Source organism: Herbaspirillum rhizosphaerae (assembly GCF_001189965.1).
Taxonomy (GTDB): Bacteria; Pseudomonadota; Gammaproteobacteria; order Burkholderiales; family Burkholderiaceae_D; genus Herbaspirillum; species Herbaspirillum rhizosphaerae.
On record NZ_LFLU01000002.1, the window covers coordinates 520,513 to 537,082 of the forward strand.

The window sequence follows — 16,570 nt, forward strand, 5'->3', positions numbered from 1 at the left end:
GGTTCCTGTTCTTGCGGCGTGATCGGGTGCCGATCGCTATGCGTCATTATTGTTGGATGCTGTTCTGTTGCGACGCTGTTGTTCTGAGGAAGCATGCTGATGCATGTCGACGATGTTGCAATGTTAGCTTGTCTTTATCATTCTAAAAAATGAATAATTAGAATGTATTCATCTTTTTATGAGATGTCAGATGAAGATTTTTAAACGGAGCCAGCATGGAACTTGCCGAACTTGAAATTTTCCGCGCGGTAGTGGCCGAAGGCGGCGTCACGCGCGCTGCGGAGCGCCTGCATCGTGTGCAGTCGAATGTGACCACGCGCCTGCGCCAGCTGGAGGAGTCGGTGGGCGTGGCCTTGTTCATCCGCGATCGCAAGCGCTTGGTGCTGACGCCTGCCGGCGAAGTCTTGCTGGATTATTCCGAGCGCATCCTCGGTCTGGTGCAGGAGGCCAGGCATGCGATGGTGCCGCAGGGGCCGCGCGGCAGGTTGCGGGTAGGGGCGATGGAAAGCACCTCGGCGAGCCGCTTGCCGGGACCGTTGGCGGCTTTTCACCAGCGCTGGCCGGAAGTGCAACTGGAGTTGACCACGGGGGCCACGAAAACCCTGATCGATCAGGTGCGCAGCTTCAAGCTTGATGCTGCGCTGGTGGCAGGGCCGATTCCGGACGATGTGTTTTTCTCAACGCCCTTGTACCAGGAAGAGCTGATGATCACGGTGCCGCGCGGCCACGGGCGGGTGAAGACGCCGGACGACCTGAAAGTGGAGACCTTGATTGTCTTTGAACAAGGTTGCACTTATCGCAGCTTTGCCGAGCAGTGGTTTGCTTCCGGCAGCATCAGGGATCGGCGTCCTCTGCGGATTCTTGAGCTGGGTTCGTATCACGCCATGCTTGCCTGCATTGCAGCAGGCATCGGTGTGGCTTTTGTTCCGCGTTCGATATTAAATATGCATGGACAACAGAATTTTTCCGCCTATTCTTTAGGTAAGCAGGGGCGGATTACGACCTCCCTGATTTGTCGCCGCGAGCAACAGACCATGGTCTTCAACGCGTTGCGAAGCCTTTTGCTGACTGGCTCCTGACGGGATATGTTGCGGAGCGGATGGCGGCGTAACAATTTGTAAAAAACGCTGCGACGCTACTCTGCTTTTCTTATAGTTGGTTTTCCCCCTCCATTCTCTCCCCCGAGAATGGGATTTACCCCACGATCCGCAAGGAGCGTGGGGTTTTTTCTTTGTGCGTTCGTTTTTCCTGATGTTGCTGCAATGGCATGTCCGTGGAGCGCAATTGTGTTTATTTGCCCTTCGGAATGATGAGGCTCTCGCGCGCGGCCGACTGGATTGCCAGGACCGCGGGATGCGTCAGGCGCCGCTCGACGGAGATGGCGTAGAACTGTTCCGTGATCTGTTCGGTTTGTCCGATCTGCACGACGCCGAGTTGTTGCTTCAATTGCACGGCGACGGCCGACGGCGCCGCGAAGATGCCGGTGCCGGCCTCGCCGAAGGCATTCAACAGCGCGCCGTCGTCGAACTCGCCGGCGATTCGCGGGCGTATCTTTTCCTTTTCAAACCAGCGCAGCAATTTCGGCCGTACTGCAGCGTCTTCGCCCGGCATCAGGAACGGGGCGTCGTCCAGGCTCTGGGGAAAATTCTTCTTGCAGGTTTTGGCCAGCGCAGGTGTCGCAAAGAAACTGGTATTGCACTCGCCCAACAAATGGCTGTAGCCGCGCACGTCGATATTGGCGGGCATCGGGCTGTCGGCGATGACGATATCAAGACGATGGATGGCGAGGTCGCCCAGCAGGCTGTTGAGCTTGCCTTCGCGGCAGACGATGCGCACCGGGTCGTCGAGCTTCAGCGCCGTCTCCAGCAAGAGATAGGCGATCGTCTTGGGCACCGCATCGGCGACGCCCACCCTGAATTGCAGGGGGCTGCCGCCGGGGCGAAAGCGCATGACTTCTTCCAGTTCTTCGCCGAGCGTGAAGATCTGGTCGGCATAGGCGAATACGGTGCGGCCGGCGTCGTTCAGCTCCAGTTTGCGGCCGACGCGGTTGAATAATTTATAGCCGATGCTGTCTTCGAAGAGCGTAATCTGTCCGCTGATGGTTTGCGCCGTCAGATGCAACCGCTCGCCGGCGCGCGCGATGCCGCCGGTTTTGGCGACGACCCAGAAGTAGTGCAGATGTTTGTAATTGAGCGCTGCCATGGCGTTTCCTGTTAATCGGTTTTTCCGAAGATAAATTAAAGTATATTCGAATTTTCAATAGGATCGGATCCAGCTACAGTACGGTTTGTCTATCGCAAAGTCATGGAGGCCGTTATGAAATGTCCCGTCTGTACTACCGTCAATCTGAGTATGAGCGATCGCCAGGGTGTCGAGATTGATTACTGCCCGCAATGCCGCGGAGTCTGGCTGGATCGCGGCGAGCTAGACAAGCTGATCGAGCGCTCGCAGGCGGCTTCGGCTCCAGCTCCGCAGGCGACGCAGCAAGCAATACAGCATCGCGCGCCGGCGCCGCAATATGCGCCGCCGCAGCAACGCGGCTACGACGATAGTCATCGCTATAACAAGGATTATCAGTCGCGCAAGAAGAAGGGATTTCTGGGCGAGTTTTTCGATTTCGACTAATCAGCAAATCGTGTTGAATATATAAACAAAGGGGAATGCCGTGAACGGTGTGGAAAGTTTTGCAAGTCCGCTGATGTGGGGTGGATTCATTGTATTTGTGCTTGGCATGCTGGCGTTCGACATGCTGGTGCTCGGCGGGCGCCACTCGCACAAGGTGACGGTCAGGGAAGCGCTCGGCTGGTCGGTTGCCTGGGTGATGTTGGCGCTGTTGTTCAGCGGCTTGCTGTGGTGGTATCTGGATCACAGCATCGGGCGCGAATTCGCGAACCAGAAGAGCCTGGAATTTCTCTCCGGTTATCTGATTGAAAAATCGCTGTCGGTGGACAACATCTTCGTCTTCCTGGTGATTTTCGGCTACTTCGCGGTGCCGGCCGAGATGCAGCGCCGCGTGCTGTTGTACGGCGTGGTCGGCGCGATCGTCATGCGCGCCGTCATGATCCTGCTGGGCGCCTGGCTGATCGCGCAGTTCAGCTGGATCATGTATTTATTCGGGGCCTTTCTGATCGTCACCGGCATCAAGATGCTGATCTTTGCGGACAAGGAGAGCGATCTCAACGACAACCCGCTGCTGAAGTTCTTGCGCAAACACATGCGCATCAGCAATGAGTACGACGGCGAGAAGTTCTTCACCATGCGCAACGGCGTGCGCTATTTCACGCCGCTGATGCTGGTGCTGATCCTGATCGAAGTGACGGACCTGATTTTCGCGGTGGACAGCATCCCGGCGATTTTCGCGATCACGACGGACCCGTTCATCGTGTTCACGTCGAACATGTTTGCGATCATGGGTTTGCGGGCTTTGTACTTCCTGCTGGCTGACGTGGCGGATCGTTTCCACTACCTCAAGTACGGCCTGGCTCTGGTGCTGGTGTTCGTGGGCGGCAAGATGCTGCTGGCGTACTGGTTCCACATCCCGGTGATGATTTCGCTGCTGGTGGTGGGTTTGATCCTGCTGGCATCGGTACTGATCAGTCTGGTGTTGTCGCGCAAGAAGGCTGTGATGTAAGTCGCAGGGAGTTCCGGGCCGATCCTGAGCGGGATCGGTCAAGGTGAATGAAAATTGGGGTCGGAGTTGATTTACAATCGTGAATCGCCTCCGTCCCTTTCCCTTTTTCAGTCACCATCCATGGCTCGCTTACCCCGCCTCGTCGTCCCGTACCAGCCGCATCACATCATCCAGCGCGGGCATGACAAACAATTAATATTTCGCGACTCCGCCGATCACACCGCGTTTCTCGACTGGCTCAAGGAGGGCGCCAAGCGCTTCAAGGTCGCTATCCATGCCTATGTCTTGATGCCGGACCACATCCATTTGCTGGCGACGCCGGTCGATGCGGAAGGGCTGGCACGAATGATGCAATGGGTTGGGCGGTATTACGTTCCTTATTACAACCAGAAATACGAAAGAGGTGGCACCTTGTGGCAGGGGCGTTACCGGGCCACGGTGCTGGACGCCGAGCGTTACCTGCTGTTGTGCAGTCGCTACGTCGAGCTGAACCCCGTTCGTAACGGGCTCGTCGCGGGGCCGGCGGACTATCCGTGGTCGAGTTACATGCATCACATTGGCGCAAAGTCGGATCCGCTGATTACCGATCATCGTCTCTATTGGGCATTGGGCAACACGCCGTTCGACCGCGAGATCGCCTACAAGCTGCTGGCCGAGCAATCGCTGGGCAGCCAGGAAGTCGAAGCGATCACGCAGGCAACCCTGAAAGGCTGGGCGCTGGGCGCCGACGACTTCAAATCAGGCCTGGAAAAACAGGTCAGCCGACGTGTCAGTCCTGCAAAGCGAGGTCGTCCTGCGAAGAAAGTGGATGTTGCAGTGACTCAAGATGAGGGGCTGGATGGAGTAAAAGACGCTTAAAAGTCTTTTAATACAATGACTTATTGAAACAATGCATTTACTCTGTCCCTAATTAAAAAATACTAAAAATCCTGAGGTTTTTAATTTTACTCTGACCCCTTTTGTTCTTATTGAAGAATTGGGTGCAGTGCACTATCCTTAAATCCTTACTCTTAAAGTGGTGGAGCACCGTTATGCATGCGCAAGGCCTATACGACCCAGCTAATGAACACGACGCCTGTGGTGTCGGTTTTATCGCCCATATCAAGGGCAAGAAAAACCATTCTATCGTTGAGCAGGGCTTGCTCATCCTGAAGAATCTCGACCACCGGGGTGCTGTCGGCGCCGATCCGCTCATGGGCGATGGCGCCGGTATCCTGATCCAGATTCCGGATCAGTACTACCGCGAAGAAATGTCCAAACAAGGCGTCGAACTGCCGCCACCAGGCGAATACGGCGTCGGCATGATCTTCCTGCCGAAGGAAAACGCTTCCCGCATCGCCTGCGAACAGGAAATCGAGCGCTCGGTGCTGGCTGAAGGCCAGGTCGTGCTGGGCTGGCGCGACGTGCCGGTCGACATGGACATGCCGATGTCGCCGACCGTACGTGAAAAAGAGCCGGTCATCCGCCAGATCTTCATCGGCCGCGGCCCGGACATCATGGTTACCGACGCGCTGGAACGCAAGCTGTACGTGATCCGCAAGTCCTCCGGCCACGCCATCCAGGCGCTGAACCTGATCCATGGCAAGGAATTCTTCGTGCCGTCGATGTCGGCGCGCACCGTCGTCTACAAGGGCCTGCTGCTGGCCGACCAGGTTGGCGTGTACTACAAAGACCTGCAAGATCCGCGCTGCGTTTCCGCGCTGGCGCTGGTGCACCAGCGTTTCTCCACCAATACTTTCCCCGAATGGCCGTTGGCTCACCCCTACCGTCTGATCGCCCACAACGGCGAAATCAACACCGTCAAGGGCAACTTCAACTGGATGCGCGCGCGCGAAGGCGTGATGCAGTCGGCCGTACTGGGCGACGACCTGAAAAAACTGTTCCCGCTGATCTATGAAGGACAGTCCGATACCGCTTGCTTTGACAACGCGCTCGAACTGTTGCTGATGGCAGGCTATCCGCTGGCGCAAGCCATGATGATGATGGTGCCGGAAGCTTGGGAAAACCACACCCTGATGGACGACAACCGTCGCGCCTTCTACGAATACCACGCCGCGATGATGGAACCATGGGACGGCCCGGCCGCCCTGGCGTTCACCGACGGTCGCCACATCGGCGGCACGCTGGATCGCAACGGTCTGCGTCCTGCGCGTTACATCGTGACCGACGACGACCTGGTCGTGATGGCTTCCGAATCCGGCGTGCTGCCGATTCCGGAATCCAAGATCATCCAGAAATGGCGCCTGCAACCGGGCAAAATGTTCCTGATCGACCTCGACGCCGGCCGCATCATCGACGACAAGGAACTGAAGGACACCTACGCCAACGCCAAGCCCTACAAGCAATGGATTTCGTCGGTGCGCGTCAAGCTGGACGAGCTGAAGGCCGAGCCGTTCGAATCCGGTTCGACCATTCCGCTGCTGGATCGCCAGCAAGTGTTCGGCTACACCCAGGAAGACGTCAAGTTCCTGATGGCGCCGATGGCCTCGGGCGGCGAAGAAGCGATCGGTTCGATGGGCAACGACTCGCCGCTGGCGGTCATGTCCAACAAGAACAAGACGCTCTACAACTACTTCAAGCAATTGTTCGCGCAAGTGACCAACCCGCCGATCGATCCGATCCGCGAAGCGATGGTCATGTCGCTGGTGTCCTTCATCGGCCCGCGTCCGAACCTGCTCGACACCAACAACATCAATCCGCCGATGCGCCTGGAAGTGTCGCAGCCGATCCTGGATTACGCCGACATCGCCAAGCTGCGCAACATCAGCGCGCATACCGGCGGCAAGTTCAAGTCGCACGAACTGAACATCTGCTATCCCGTAGCATGGGGCAAGGAAGGCATCGAAGCGCGCCTGGCATCGCTGTGCGCCAAGGCGGTCGACGCGGTCAAGTCGGGCCACAATATCCTGATCATTTCGGATCGCAAGGTCGATTCCGAACAAGTCGCGATCCCGGCATTGCTGGCGACATCCGCGATCCACTTGCACCTGGTGAGCAAGGGCATGCGTACTTCGACCGGTCTGGTGGTCGACACCGGCTCCGCACGTGAAACGCATCACTTCGCATTGCTGGCAGGCTACGGCGCGGAAGCGATCCACCCCTACCTGGCGATGGACACCCTGACCGAAATGGCCAAGGGTTTGCCGGGCGATCTGTCGGGCGACAAGGCGATCTACAATTTCCAGAAGGCGATCGGCAAGGGCTTGCTGAAGGTCATGTCGAAGATGGGTATTTCGACGTACATGTCCTACTGCGGCGCGCAGATTTTTGAAGCCATCGGTCTGAACAAGGCGCTGGTGGACAAGTACTTCAAGGGCACCGCATCGAACGTCGAAGGTATCGGCGTGTTCGAAGTCGCCGAAGAAGCGCTGCGCCTGCATCGCGCAGCATTCAGCAGCGATCCGGTGCTGGCCAACGCGCTGGACGCCGGCGGCGAATATGCCTTCCGCATCCGCGGTGAAGAACACATGTGGACGCCGGACGCGATCGCCAAGCTGCAACACTCGACCCGCGCCAACAACTTCAATTCGTACAAGGAATACGCGCAGATCATCAACGATCAATCCAAGCGTCACATGACCTTGCGCGGTCTGTTCGAATTCAAGATCGATCCGTCGAAGGCGATCTCGATCGATGAAGTCGAACCGGCCAAGGAAATCGTCAAGCGTTTCGCTACCGGCGCGATGTCGCTCGGTTCGATCTCGACCGAAGCGCACGCCACGCTGGCCATTGCGATGAACCGCATCGGCGGCAAGTCCAACACCGGCGAAGGCGGCGAAGACGTCAATCGTTATCGCAACGAATTGAAGGGCATCCCGATCAAGCAGGGCGCCACCCTGGCATCGGAAATCGGCAAGGACGTGATCGAAGTCGATATTCCGCTGCAAGCCGGCGACTCACTGCGTTCGCGCATCAAGCAGGTGGCATCCGGCCGTTTCGGCGTGTCGGCCGAATACCTGATCTCCGCCGATCAGATCCAGATCAAGATGGCGCAGGGCGCGAAGCCAGGCGAAGGCGGCCAGCTGCCGGGCCATAAGGTCACCGATTACATCGCGACCTTGCGCGTGTCGGTGCCGGGCGTCGGCCTGATTTCGCCGCCGCCGCACCATGACATCTATTCGATCGAAGATCTGGCGCAGTTGATCCACGATCTGAAGAACGTCAATCCGCGCGCCTCGATCTCGGTCAAGCTGGTGTCGGAAGTCGGCGTCGGCACGGTTGCCGCAGGCGTTGCCAAGGCCAAGTCGGATCACGTCGTGATCGCCGGCCATGACGGCGGCACCGGCGCTTCGCCGCTGTCCTCGATCAAGCATGCCGGTTCGCCATGGGAACTCGGCCTGGCCGAAACACAGCAAACTTTGGTGCTGAACGGATTGCGTAACCGCATCCGCGTGCAGGCCGACGGTCAGATGAAGACCGGCCGCGACGTTGTCATCGGCGCGCTGCTGGGCGCGGACGAATTCGGTTTCGCCACCGCACCGCTGGTGGTCGAAGGCTGCATCATGATGCGCAAATGCCATCTGAACACCTGCCCGGTCGGTGTGGCGACTCAGGATCCGGTCCTGCGCGCCAAGTTCTCCGGCAAGCCTGAACACGTGGTCAACTTCTTCTTCTTCATCGCGGAAGAAGCGCGTCAGATCATGGCGCAACTGGGCATCCGCACTTTCAACGAACTGATCGGCCGCTCCGATCTGCTGGACCGCACCAAGGCGATCCAGCACTGGAAGGCGCAGGGCCTGGACTTCAGCAAGATCTTCTATCAACCGGTCAGCGCAACGCCATACTTCCACACCGAAGAGCAGGACCACGGTCTGGACAAGGCGCTGGATCACAAGCTCATCGCACAGGCGCGTATCGCGCTGGACAAGGGTGAGAAGGTTTCCTTCATCTCGCCGATCCGCAACCTGAACCGCACCGTCGGCGCCATGTTGTCGGGTGAAGTGGCCAAGCGTTACGGCAATGAAGGTCTGCCGGATGACACCATCCATATCCAGCTGCAGGGCACCGCAGGCCAGTCGGCCGGTGCATTCCTGGCGCACGGCGTGACGCTGGATCTGGTCGGCGAAGGCAACGATTACGTCGGCAAGGGCTTGTCGGGCGGCCGCATCATCGTGCGTCCGAACACCGAGTTCCGCGGCCGCGCGGTCGACAATATGATCTCCGGCAACACCGTGCTGTACGGCGCGACAACCGGCGAAGCGTTCATCAACGGCGTGGTCGGTGAGCGTTTCGCGGTGCGTAACTCCGGTGCGATTGCCGTTGTCGAAGGCACCGGCGATCACGGTTGCGAATACATGACCGGCGGCACCGTTGTCGTACTGGGCGGCACCGGCCGTAACTTTGCGGCAGGTATGTCAGGCGGCATTGCTTACGTCTACGACGAGACCGGCGACTTCGCAGGCAAGTGCAACATGGCCATGGTCGCGCTGGACAAGGTCCTGTCCGATACCGAGCAGGAAGCCTCGACCGATCGCGCTGTCTGGCACAGCCTGCAACGCGGCGGCAACGGCCAGACCGATGAAGTGATTTTGCGTGGTCTGATCGAGCGTCACTTCAAGTACACCGGCAGCACGCGTGCGCGCTACCTGCTGGACAACTGGGCGGCATCGCGCGGCAAGTTCGTCAAGGTCTTCCCGACCGAGTACAAACGTGCGCTGGGCGAACTGAATGCTGCCAAAGCGACGCCCAAGGACAAGGTCCCGGCATAAGCAACTTCCCGGACCAGCCTGAACGATCGATATCAACATACGCAAGGCTGACGATTTTTAACGACAACGACAGAATCGTCAGCCGCCTATCCTTAGCGAAGAATGTGAGTGGAAAATGGGTAAAGTAACCGGCTTTATGGAATATGAGCGCCTGAAAGAGGCGAGCGAAGCGCCGCAGACGCGCATGAAGCATTACAAGGAATTTGTCCTGCATCTGGGCGATGCGGAAGCCAAGACGCAAGGCGCACGCTGCATGGATTGCGGCATCCCGTTCTGCAACAACGGCTGCCCGGTCAACAACATCATCCCCGACTGGAACGACCTGGTCTACCGCGGCGACTACAAGGAAGCATTGGACACGCTGCACTCGACCAACAACTTCCCCGAATTCACCGGCCGCATCTGCCCGGCGCCGTGCGAGGCCGCCTGCACGCTCGGCATCAACAGCGACGCCGTCGGCATCAAGTCGATCGAGCATTTCATCATCGACAAGGGTTGGGAAAACGGCTGGGTCACGCCGCAACCGGCCGCCGTCAAGACCGGCAAGAAGGTCGCCGTGGTCGGCTCCGGTCCTGCCGGCCTGGCCGCTGCACAACAGCTGGCGCGTGCCGGCCATGACGTGACCGTGTTCGAAAAGAACGACCGCGTCGGCGGCCTGCTGCGTTACGGTATTCCCGACTTCAAGATGGAAAAGTCGCACATCGACCTGCGCGTCGAGCAGATGCAAGCCGAAGGCGTCGTGTTCCGCACCAGCACCCTGGTGGGCAAGGACTTCCCTGCCAACATCACCAACTGGTCCAAGGAAACGGTTTCCCCCGACGAGCTGAAGAAAGATTTCGACGCAGTGGTCATCGCCGGCGGTGCAGAGCTGCCGCGCGACTTGCCGGTGCCGGGGCGTGAATTGAAGGGCGTGCATTTCGCCATGGAATTCCTGCCGCTGCAAAACAAGGTCAACGCCGGCGACAAGCTCAAGGGCCAGATCATGGCGACTGACAAGCACGTGGTCGTGATCGGCGGCGGCGATACCGGTTCCGATTGCGTCGGCACCTCGAACCGTCACGGCGCCGCTTCGGTCGCCCAGTTCGAGCTGATGCCGCAACCGCCGGAAACAGAAAACAAGCCTATGGTCTGGCCGTACTGGCCGACCAAGCTGCGCACCTCGTCGTCGCATGAAGAAGGTTGCGACCGCGATTGGGCAGTGGCGACCAAGCGTCTGGAAGGCAAAAACGGCAAGGTGGAAAAGCTGATCGCTGCGCGCGTCGAATGGAAGGACGGCAAGATGCAGGAAGTGCCGAACTCCGAATTCGAGATGAAGGCTGATCTGGTGCTGCTGGCCATGGGCTTCGTCTCGCCGGTGCAGCAAGTGCTGGAGTCGTTCGGCGTCGACAAGGACCAGCGCGGCAACGCCAAGGCCACAACGGATGGTGAAGGCTGCTACAAGACCTCGGTCGACAAGGTGTTTGCTGCGGGCGACATGCGCCGCGGCCAGTCGCTGGTGGTCTGGGCAATTCGCGAAGGCCGTCAATGCGCACGCGCAGTGGATGAATTCCTGATGGGCTCGTCGGTGCTGCCACGCTGATACGCAAACATGTAGGCATGCAAGTAAAGAAAGCCGGATTGACGAAAGTCTTTCCGGCTTTTTTACTTTGCAGCTCAGCTGTGCGATTGGCTGCGAGCGACCGAAATCAGTCTCGCGTCAGCCCGAATCGGGCTTGCTCAAGTACAATGGACTCACTTTTCAGACATGGCAGATCGGCGGCCTTGCCGGCGATAACCGAAGAACAACATGACTACCCCGATTCGCTACAGCATCACCTCCAACGATTGCGTCTCTCACGTGTTCGACGTCACCCTGACAGTCGATGCGCCGGCTGCCGACGGACAAATATTTTCCTTGCCCGCGTGGATTCCCGGCAGCTACATGATTCGCGAATTCGCGCGCAACATCGTCCAGATCCGCGGCGAAGCCGGCGGCAAGAAGGTGGTGTTGCGCAAGCTCGACAAGCACAGCTGGCGCGCCGCGCCGTGTACCGGCCCGCTGACGCTGAGCTATCAGGTCTACGCCTGGGACTTGTCGGTGCGCACCGCGCATCTGGATCAGACCCACGCCTTCTTCAACGGCACCAGCGTATTCTTGCGCGTCGAAGGGCAGGAACAGTCGGAGCATGTCGTCGACATTCGCCGTCCGGACGGCGACGCCTACAAGCGCTGGCGCGTGGCGACGTCATTGCCCGAGCTGAAGGCCAAGCGCTATGGTTTTGGCACTTACGTCGCCGCAGATTACGACGAACTGATCGACCATCCGGTTGAGCTGGGCGATTTTGCGCTGACCACGTTCACTGCACATGGCGTGCCGCACGATATCGTCATCACCGGCAATGTGCCGAATCTGGACATGGCGCGCTTGTCCTCCGATCTCAAGAAAATCTGCGAAGCGCAGATCGCTTTCTTCGAGCCGAAAAGCAAGCGTGCGCCGATGTCGCGCTATGTGTTCATGACCATGGTCGTCGGCGACGGTTACGGCGGGTTGGAGCATCGCGCATCGACCGCGCTGATCTGCGCGCGCAGCGATCTGCCGGTGAAGGGCAAGGCGGAATCGACCGACGGCTATCGCACCTATCTCGGCTTGTGCAGCCACGAATATTTCCACACCTGGAACGTCAAGCGCATCAAGCCGGCGATGTTCGCGCCCTACGATTTACGGGAAGAGGGCTATACCTCGCTGCTGTGGCTGTTCGAAGGATTCACCAGTTACTACGACGATCTGTTCCTGGTGCGCACCGGTCTGATCGATACGCCGGATTATCTGAAGATGCTGTCGAAGACCGTCAACGGTGTCTTGCGCGGCAGCGGCCGGCGCAAGCAGAGCGTGGCGGAATCGAGCTTTGACGCCTGGGTCAAATACTATCGCCAAGATGAAAATGCCCCGAACGCTATCGTCAGCTATTACACCAAGGGCTCGCTCGTGGCGCTGGGTCTCGACCTGACGATACGCGCGGAAACCAAGGGCCGCAAATCGCTGGACGACGTGATGCTGGCGCTGTGGCAGCGCTTCGGCCGCGATTTCTATAGCCGCAAGGGTGGCAAGGGCGTCGGTGAAGACGAGGCGGAGGCCTTGTTCGAAGAAGTCGGCGGCGTGAAGCTGAAGCGCTTCTTCGACCGCTACATTCGCGGCACCGAAGACCTGCCGCTGGAGCAATTGATGGCGCCGTTCGGCGTTGCCTATGCCGATGTACGCAAGGATGCCCGGCCCGGCATGAACGTGCGCGTGACGCGCGACGGCGGCGATGCCAAGCTTGCCAACGTGTATGAAGGCGGAGCAGGGCAGCGCGCCGGATTATCGGCCGGCGACAAGCTGGTGGCGCTGGATGGCGTTCGTATTCCGCCGGCAGGCATGGACGGTCTGCTGGCGCGCTATAGCGAGAACGACGTGGTTGAATTGCACGTGTTCCGTCGCGACGAGCTGATGTGTTTCAAGGTTAAGTTGAAGAATGACGGCGCGCCGCAAGTCGCGCTGACTGCGCAAGACAAGCCGGTTGCTTTGGTACGCAAGCGCAAGGCGTGGTTGGGAAGATAATCTTGAATTGAGTTTCGGCGTCGGTTTTGCTGTTTTACTGCCGATGCCGGAAATGCAGGCAATAAAAAACCCGCCGAAGCGGGTTTTTTATTTGATGCTGCTTTGCCGAATCGAAGATTACTTCGCTTCTGCGTCGCCTGCTGCAGGTGCTGCGCCTTCAGCTTCAACCTTGCCGGCTGGCACCGAAGCGGTCGCAACTGTCAGGTTTTCTTGCGAAACAGCAGTCACGCCGTTTGGCAATTGCAGGTCGGCCAAGTGGATCGAATGACCAACTTCCAGCTTCGACAGATCGACGGAAACGAATTCCGGCAGATCCTTAGGCAGGCAGGAGATGTCCAGTTCGCTCATGACGTGGCTGATGATGCCCGACGACAGCTTGACGGCCGGCGAGACTTCAGAGTTCACGAAGTGCAGCGGCACCTTGACGTGGATCTTTTGCGAAGCGTCGACGCGTTGGAAGTCAACGTGCAGAACCAGTTGCTTGTACGCGTGGACTTGGAAGTCGCGCAGCAGAACTTGTTCAACCTTGCCTTCGATTTCCAGATCGAGGATCGACGAGTGGAAGGCTTCTTTCTTCAACGCATGGTACAGCGCGTTGTGGTCCAGAGCGATGTTCAGCGGTGCAGCGGTACCGCCGTAGACGATAGCTGGTGTTTGACCAGCAATGCGCAGGCGGCGGCTCGCTCCGGTCCCCTGCTCTTTGCGTGGAAATGCGATAACTTTCATGTGAAACTCCAAAGGTTGCGGGACTTTCGTCTCGCGTTAAAAATCCCCCGCGACCAGGGGATTCAAGGATCCCGCCGTTTGCACGGCAGGATTAAAACTGAATCTGAATCTAAAACTTATTCTGCAAACAGCGACATCACCGAGTCGCCCTTGCTGATGCGCTTGAATGTCTCGGCCAGCAGGCTGGCGCAAGTCAGTTGGCGAATCTTGCCGCAGGCCTTGGCGGCGTCCGACAGCGGAATCGTGTCGGTGACGACCAGCTCGTCCAGCGGCGAATTGGCGATGCGATCCAGCGCCGGGCCGGACAAAACAGGGTGCGTACAGTAAGCAACAACCTTCTTGGCGCCGCGCTCTTTCAATACTTCGGCAGCCTTGGTCAGCGTGCCGGCGGTATCGACCATGTCATCCATGATCACGCAGTTGCGGCCTTCGACTTCGCCGATGATGTTCATGACTTCCGACACGTTCGCTTTCGGGCGGCGTTTGTCGATGATCGCCAGGTCGCAGCCGAGGCGCTTCGCCAATGCACGGGCGCGCACCACGCCGCCGACGTCGGGCGACACGACCAGCAGGTCGTCGTAATTCTTGCTCACCAGATCGCCCAGCAAAATCGGCGATGCATAGATGTTGTCGACCGGAATGTCGAAGAAACCCTGAATCTGGTCAGCGTGCAAGTCCATGATCAGGACGCGTTCAACGCCGGCTTCCTGCAGCATGTTGGCGACGACCTTGGCCGAAATCGCAACACGGGCGGAACGCGGACGGCGATCCTGGCGGGCATAACCATAGTACGGAATGGCAGCAGTGATACGGCCGGCGGAAGCACGCTTCAACGCATCAACCATGATCATGATTTCCATCAGGTTGTCGTTGGTCGGCGCACAGGTCGACTGCAACACGAAAACGTCTTTACCGCGCACGTTTTCGTTGATCTCGACCATCACTTCACCGTCGGAGAACTTCGAAACATTGGCCTTGCCCAACGGGATACCTAATTTTTCGACGACGCCTTGCGCCAGTTCCGGGTTGGCGCTGCCGGTAAAAACCATCAGGTTTTCGTATGCCATATGGGTATCCCTGAATGCAATCGTTTAAAAGTCGAAAAGCCGACAATGCTTGACTGTACAGTCTTGCGTTGACGGCTTATCTCTTTGGCTTCTTTTTTCTTTATCGGGCGATGTAAAACTGCCCAAATTTAATGGCAGGGGAACAAGGATTCGAACCTTGGAATGCTGGAATCAAAATCCAGTGCCTTAACCAACTTGGCGATTCCCCTACGCAATCTGCTGTTTGCCGCCGAACCGACTACACTTTTAACATCGCGTGCAATTCGTCGTCAAACCAATTCTTGGTTACGAACTTGTCAAATGGGCGAGAGGATGTTCCTGCATCGCTTTGGCTTTCCAAGCTATCCATTTCGAAGGTACTTGTTTCAGTACTTCGTCGGCTTGATGTTCGTGTTCAAAAGAACAAAACACGCAAGCGCCGGATCCTGTCATCCTTGCGTTTCCGAATGTCTTGAGCCACTTGATGGCTTCTGCGACAGGAGGAAACTGCTTGGCAGCCACCACTTCTAAGTCGTTTTTTCCGAAGTCGCTATCGAGAAGATTATGCGCTTCAGGAAAGTCCGTTATTCTGACGACTTTTGTATCCCTTGTCAATTCTTCTGACGAAAAAATTATCGCGGTCGGCACAGAGACCCCCGGCTCGATCACCACGAACCAGCGGTTGGCGGTTTCCAGGGCGATCAGCTCTTCACCGACGCCCTCGGCAAACGCATTGCGGCCGAACAAGAAGAAGGGCACATCGGCGCCCAATTGCAGCCCCAGCGCCATCAATTGTGCGCGCGTCAGCCCGGTTTGCCACAGATGATTCAAGACCATCAGCGTCGTCGCTGCATCGGACGAGCCGCCGCCGAGGCCGCCGCCCATGGGAAGCTGCTTGCGGACGGTGATATCGGCGCCGAGATGGGGCTTGCCGCTGGCGGTTTGCAGCAAGCGGGCGGCGCGCACCACCAGATCGGTCTCTTCCGGCACGCCGGCTAGCTCGTTGGTGCGGTGAATGCGGCCGTCGGCGCGCACGGAAAAATCCAGCGTGTCGCAGCGATCCAGCAGTTGAAATACCGTTTGCAGCAGGTGATAGCCGTCGGCGCGACGGCCGGTCACGTGCAGGAACAGGTTCAGTTTTGCCGGGGCGGGGCAGTTGGACAGGCTTGCTTGCATGAATCGGTGTGGGGAATCGTTGGTGTTGCGGTGACGAGCGCCGATCAGGGGCCGGCGCCCGGATATCTGGTTAATGGCTTTGCCAGTTGTCGATCACGATGCGGATCGATACCGGGCCGGCCTGTTTGGTGTCGCGTGCCAGATCGATGCGTTTGGGGCGATTCTGGGCCGTTTTGGCGGCATCGTCTTGCCATTCGCCGTAACTCAGGGTCCAGCCGTCACGGGTGGTAAGGCGCACCGTATCGCGGGAAGGCTGCGCAACAAAGGGTTTGCCGTCGGCGCCGCGTCCGAATCCTTGCAGCCAGTCGCGCAGGCCGGACACCGGCAACGGCCAGCCCAGCGCCTGTTCTGTCAGGACATCGACATCGGCGGCCGACATCGGCGGCTTGCCCGATTGCGTCAGGACGGCGATGCCCGGCTTGATGTCGATGGTTGCCAGCGTCTGGCCCAGCGGCGAGAGCAGGCTGAGAACGATATGCCGCGCGCTCTGATTCCAGGTGAAGCTGCCGTGCACGGCCTGTTCGCGGCGGTCTTGTTCATAGCGGATTGACAGGCGACCGCTGAGGTCGATGGCGTCGCTGTAATGGCGTTCGACGGCAGGGCCGTTATCTGCGCTTTCCGGCGGTGCAACGGTGGCGCAGCCGGCGGCCAGCATGACCAGGCATGCCGCTGCGCTGTGCTTCAACAAATTCATGGTCATATCAGG

The 16,570-nt window shown here is 58.6% G+C and carries 12 protein-coding genes and 1 tRNA gene; 7 read left to right on the top strand and 6 right to left on the bottom strand.

Annotated elements, in window-relative coordinates:
• Positions 1-215 precede the first annotated feature (215 nt).
• Positions 216-1,079, top strand: coding sequence for a LysR family transcriptional regulator (locus AKL25_RS05175; RefSeq protein ID WP_050476553.1), 864 nt, complete (start codon positions 216-218; stop codon positions 1,077-1,079).
• 211 nt (positions 1,080-1,290) lie between these two features.
• Here the strand turns inward: AKL25_RS05175 and nhaR are convergent, their stop codons facing one another.
• Entirely contained in the window at positions 1,291-2,202 is a 912-nt protein-coding gene (gene nhaR, locus AKL25_RS05180; RefSeq protein ID WP_050476554.1) for a transcriptional activator NhaR, read from the bottom strand.
• A 114-nt stretch (positions 2,203-2,316) separates the two neighbouring features.
• On the opposite strand from nhaR, the gene AKL25_RS05185 reads away from it, so the two are divergent.
• The 6 genes from AKL25_RS05185 to AKL25_RS05210 all read left to right on the top strand — a co-directional run bounded on the left by AKL25_RS05185 (position 2,317) and on the right by AKL25_RS05210 (position 12,916).
• The gene (locus AKL25_RS05185; RefSeq protein WP_050476555.1) at positions 2,317-2,625 is read left to right on the top strand and encodes a TFIIB-type zinc ribbon-containing protein; all 309 of its coding nucleotides are present in this window, start codon (positions 2,317-2,319) and stop codon (positions 2,623-2,625) included.
• A 40-nt stretch (positions 2,626-2,665) separates the two neighbouring features.
• The gene (locus AKL25_RS05190) at positions 2,666-3,631 is read left to right on the top strand and encodes a TerC family protein (protein ID WP_050476556.1); all 966 of its coding nucleotides are present in this window, start codon (positions 2,666-2,668) and stop codon (positions 3,629-3,631) included.
• 120 nt (positions 3,632-3,751) lie between these two features.
• Entirely contained in the window at positions 3,752-4,489 is a 738-nt protein-coding gene (locus AKL25_RS05195) for a transposase (RefSeq protein ID WP_050476557.1), read from the top strand.
• A gap of 173 nt (positions 4,490-4,662) precedes the next feature.
• Positions 4,663-9,339, top strand: a complete 4,677-nt coding sequence (locus AKL25_RS05200) for a glutamate synthase-related protein (protein ID WP_050476558.1) — start codon at positions 4,663-4,665, stop codon at positions 9,337-9,339.
• A gap of 115 nt (positions 9,340-9,454) precedes the next feature.
• On the top strand, positions 9,455-10,918 hold the full coding sequence (locus AKL25_RS05205) for a glutamate synthase subunit beta (protein WP_050476559.1): 1,464 nt from the start codon (positions 9,455-9,457) through the stop codon (positions 10,916-10,918).
• A 207-nt stretch (positions 10,919-11,125) separates the two neighbouring features.
• Entirely contained in the window at positions 11,126-12,916 is a 1,791-nt protein-coding gene (locus AKL25_RS05210; RefSeq protein ID WP_050476560.1) for a M61 family metallopeptidase, read from the top strand.
• A 117-nt stretch (positions 12,917-13,033) separates the two neighbouring features.
• On the opposite strand, the gene AKL25_RS05215 is transcribed toward AKL25_RS05210, so the two are convergent.
• The 5 genes from AKL25_RS05215 to AKL25_RS05235 form a co-directional block, all read right to left on the bottom strand.
• Positions 13,034-13,642 (bottom strand): 50S ribosomal protein L25/general stress protein Ctc, encoded by a 609-nt coding sequence (locus tag AKL25_RS05215; RefSeq protein ID WP_050476561.1) that lies wholly within the window; start codon positions 13,640-13,642, stop codon positions 13,034-13,036.
• Positions 13,643-13,758: 116 nt separating this feature from the next.
• Complete coding sequence (locus tag AKL25_RS05220; RefSeq protein WP_007880734.1) at positions 13,759-14,709, bottom strand: ribose-phosphate pyrophosphokinase; 951 nt, start codon at positions 14,707-14,709, stop codon at positions 13,759-13,761.
• A 132-nt stretch (positions 14,710-14,841) separates the two neighbouring features.
• Positions 14,842-14,918: transfer RNA gene (locus tag AKL25_RS05225), tRNA-Gln, on the bottom strand.
• A gap of 76 nt (positions 14,919-14,994) precedes the next feature.
• On the bottom strand, positions 14,995-15,864 hold the full coding sequence (gene ispE, locus AKL25_RS05230; RefSeq protein ID WP_050476562.1) for a 4-(cytidine 5'-diphospho)-2-C-methyl-D-erythritol kinase: 870 nt from the start codon (positions 15,862-15,864) through the stop codon (positions 14,995-14,997).
• 70 nt (positions 15,865-15,934) lie between these two features.
• Positions 15,935-16,564, bottom strand: coding sequence for an outer membrane lipoprotein LolB (locus AKL25_RS05235; protein ID WP_050476563.1), 630 nt, complete (start codon positions 16,562-16,564; stop codon positions 15,935-15,937).
• Between the last annotated feature and the right edge of the window lie 6 nt (positions 16,565-16,570).

Coding starts and splice junctions, on each gene's coding strand:
- AKL25_RS05175 (WP_050476553.1), top strand. CDS start 216: ATGGAACTTGCCGAACTTGAAATTTTCCGCGCGGTAGTGGCCGAAGGC.
- nhaR (WP_050476554.1), bottom strand. CDS start 2,202: ATGGCAGCGCTCAATTACAAACATCTGCACTACTTCTGGGTCGTCGCC.
- AKL25_RS05185 (WP_050476555.1), top strand. CDS start 2,317: ATGAAATGTCCCGTCTGTACTACCGTCAATCTGAGTATGAGCGATCGC.
- AKL25_RS05195 (WP_050476557.1), top strand. CDS start 3,752: ATGGCTCGCTTACCCCGCCTCGTCGTCCCGTACCAGCCGCATCACATC.
- AKL25_RS05200 (WP_050476558.1), top strand. CDS start 4,663: ATGCATGCGCAAGGCCTATACGACCCAGCTAATGAACACGACGCCTGT.
- AKL25_RS05205 (WP_050476559.1), top strand. CDS start 9,455: ATGGGTAAAGTAACCGGCTTTATGGAATATGAGCGCCTGAAAGAGGCG.
- AKL25_RS05210 (WP_050476560.1), top strand. CDS start 11,126: ATGACTACCCCGATTCGCTACAGCATCACCTCCAACGATTGCGTCTCT.
- AKL25_RS05215 (WP_050476561.1), bottom strand. CDS start 13,642: ATGAAAGTTATCGCATTTCCACGCAAAGAGCAGGGGACCGGAGCGAGC.
- AKL25_RS05220 (WP_007880734.1), bottom strand. CDS start 14,709: ATGGCATACGAAAACCTGATGGTTTTTACCGGCAGCGCCAACCCGGAA.
- ispE (WP_050476562.1), bottom strand. CDS start 15,864: ATGCAAGCAAGCCTGTCCAACTGCCCCGCCCCGGCAAAACTGAACCTG.
- AKL25_RS05235 (WP_050476563.1), bottom strand. CDS start 16,564: ATGACCATGAATTTGTTGAAGCACAGCGCAGCGGCATGCCTGGTCATG.